This window comes from Candidatus Symbiopectobacterium sp. NZEC135 (genome assembly GCF_025962695.1).
Window position 1 is genome coordinate 1 of record NZ_JAGFPF010000177.1, and the last position, 2,896, is coordinate 2,896.

At 52.0% G+C, this 2,896-nt stretch carries 4 protein-coding genes and 1 pseudogene; all 5 read left to right on the top strand.

Going from position 1 to position 2,896, the window contains the following annotated elements; genetic code table 11:
• Nucleotides 1-90: 90 nt before the first annotated feature.
• Nucleotides 91-723, top strand: coding sequence for a phage tail protein (locus tag J5224_RS24485; RefSeq protein WP_264627826.1), 633 nt, complete (start codon nt 91-93; stop codon nt 721-723).
• A gap of 11 nt (nt 724-734) precedes the next feature.
• Nucleotides 735-2,027, top strand: coding sequence for a phage tail protein (locus tag J5224_RS24490; RefSeq protein ID WP_264627827.1), 1,293 nt, complete (start codon nt 735-737; stop codon nt 2,025-2,027).
• A gap of 23 nt (nt 2,028-2,050) precedes the next feature.
• Nucleotides 2,051-2,278, top strand: coding sequence for a hypothetical protein (locus tag J5224_RS24495; protein ID WP_264627828.1), 228 nt, complete (start codon nt 2,051-2,053; stop codon nt 2,276-2,278).
• An 8-nt stretch (nt 2,279-2,286) separates the two neighbouring features.
• The gene (locus J5224_RS24500) at nt 2,287-2,592 is read left to right on the top strand and encodes a hypothetical protein (RefSeq protein ID WP_264627829.1); all 306 of its coding nucleotides are present in this window, start codon (nt 2,287-2,289) and stop codon (nt 2,590-2,592) included.
• A 3-nt stretch (nt 2,593-2,595) separates the two neighbouring features.
• Nucleotides 2,596-2,896 (top strand): annotated as a pseudogene (locus J5224_RS24505) (hypothetical protein); the annotation flags it as partial.

Genomic DNA, 2,896 nt, shown 5'->3' on the forward strand with positions numbered 1-2,896 from the left:
CCCTGATCGATTCGTTGCATTTTTCGCTGGACGATATCGTTAGCGATCTGAGCGTGCCGCGTCTGGCGTCGTTATCGGTGATGTGAGCCAATGCCTGATTTTAAGCAGCGGCTGGATAGCCTGCGCCTGCCATCATGGATGGACAGGGGCGAACCGGCCAGCCTGTTACGAGCGGCCCGCCACCACTGGCAGCAGGTGGGCGACTGGTTGCGCTGGCCACTCCAGCAGTGGGATGCGGAAACCTGCCCGTTGCCGCTGCTTGACGTGCTGGCGTATCAGCGCGATATCGAACGCTTTAACGGTGAGCCGATCAGCCTGTACCGCAAACGGGTAAAGCACGCGTTTATCAACGCGGTGGATGCGGGCAGCAAAGCCGGATTTATCGCCATCTTTGAACGGCTGGGCGTGGGTGCGGTGCAGTTGCAGGAACGGCAACCGGGCTACGATTGGGACGTGATTCTGGTTGGTATCAACGACGAGCAGTTGAGTACCTATAACGCGTTAATGATGAATCTGGTGCGTCAGTATGGCCGTACCTGTCGCCGCTATAACTTTGATGTGCTCAATGAGACACGCACGCAGGTTCATGCCGGGGCGTTTTCGCATGATGCGGAATATTTTTCTGCGGCTACGGATACCCTGCACGGCCTGGTGATGTTAACGCAGGTGACGAGTGCGCCGGATTTTTCAGCGGTAACGGACTACCACACCGCCAGTATTTAAAGGGAAAGGATATGGCCCAAAGCATTGTGACCCGCGCGTTTGAGGCGTGGAATGTGAACAAGGTTCTGGACGGGAAACCCGCCGTACCTGACAAGATTATTTTTGGGCTGATCCCCGGACAGGATGAAAATCAGCCGATCAGCCGTGATGAAGGGATGCCCGCCGCCGCGATGATTAAAAACGCGCCGGATATTACGCAATATGGCGTCCTGAATGATAACGCGGTGGTTTACTCGGTGGTGCTGGATACCAGCGTGGGCGATTGGGATTACAACTGGATCGGGTTGGCTGACAGTAAAACCAATACCGTGCTGATGATTGTCCACGTTCGCACTCAGCAGAAACTCAAGACAAAGAACGGCCAGCAAGGCAATAGCCTGACGCGCAACCTGTCGATGCAGTTTGATGGCGCAGCAGAAGCGACGCAAATCAATGTCTCTGCGCAGACCTGGCAAATTGATTTCTCTGCCCGCCTGGCGGGTATTGATGAAATGCAGCGTCTGATCACCCTGGACACGTTCGGCAATGCGGCATTTTTGGCCGCTGGCTTTGAGGTGGTGCGCGCGGGTGAGCAATACACGGTCAGAAAAGGGATCGGTTATGTCGGCGGGCTGCGTGGCGAACTAACGCAAGAGCAAACGCTTAACGGGCTACGCTCAACCAAACTCTATGCCGATTTCAGCTACCAGGGCAGCGTGGTGGGTAAATGGCAAACGGCGGTTACGCTGCGTGCCGCCAACGATCTGAAAAACTACATTGATGCGGCGGGTTTTGCGCATTATGTGGCTCCGATTGCCAGTATTGACGCGTCCGGTAATGTCACTGATTTGCGGGTATTGGGCGCGCGTTACGATCGGGATATTGACGACATTAAAACGCGCTATGCCATCAAAACGGATTTATCAGCCTGGCAGTACACGGCGAAAGGGGACGAATTAACCCTATCCCCGCCGTATACGCTCAATGCCTGCATGATTTTTATTAACGGGGTTGAACAGGCGCTGAATTACTCGTATTCGCTGGAAGAAAACACCATCACGTTTGCCGAAGCCTTACTAAAAGGTGATTTTGTGAATGTGGTTTTTAATGTGCCGTTGTCAACGCAAGGGGCATTAACAAACGATAGCGAAACCAACGCGCTGTTATATGAAATCGATAAATTGCGGGCAGAGGTTAGAGGGCTAACCGGCAACAATTTTTTAAGCAGCGATAAAAATAACCTGATTGCAGCCGGAACGGATGTGGGGCTTTTTTTGCCGGAAAGCGTGTTGCAGAAAATCACCGGGATTGAAGTCAGTAATTAAGTTTTTAAACAAGGAAGGGAATTATGCCAGCTAAACGCACAGTCACATTAAATTTTAAAACCTCAGACGGAAAAACGTTACCTGCTGCATTCGACGTTTCTGACGGTGCAAGCGCTTATGAAGTCTGGAAAGCACAGGCCGGGAACGCCAATAAAACCGAAGCGCAATATGTGACAGAGAATAAGGGGGCTAAAGGTGATAACAGCGTCAGCATTACCGGCGTTGAGGTAACAATCAAAGAAAACGCGTGAGGTAATACATGGCCGCTGGGCGTACTGTTTCGCTCATTTTTAAAACCAGTGATGGCAAATCGTTACCCGCCATTTCTTTCAATGTTAACGATGGCGCAAAGGGCGATAACGCTTCACTGGTGATTGAGAATTTACGCCCAGCCGTTAAAGGCGGTGAAACGTCTTTTGCGGTGGGCAATGTCAATGTGATTTCTGTGCACCTTAACGGTGTCGGTCAACCGCTGGGATATGCCTACACCGTCGAAGCCAATACGGTGTATCTGGCCGAAGCGGTTAAAAGCACGGATGTGGTATCAATTGAGTTTGTGAGGTAATTAATGGCAAAGCCTACAGGGAAGTTAATCCGCCCGACGCCAGAATCGGTTGGGGCGTTACCCACTGGCGGAACGGCAGTGGCGGCAACAAAACTGGCAACAGCCCGCAAGATTAACGGTGTCGCCTTTGATGGCACCGGCGATATTAATTTATCATCGGCCAATATTGGGGCGCTGACGGATGCACAAGCGGCCCAAAAATATGCGATGCGCTCTATCAAAATTAACGGTCAGCCGCTTTCCGCTGATGTGAATTTGCTGGCTGGTGATGTGAATGCCTGGAATAAAACGGAAGCCGATGGCC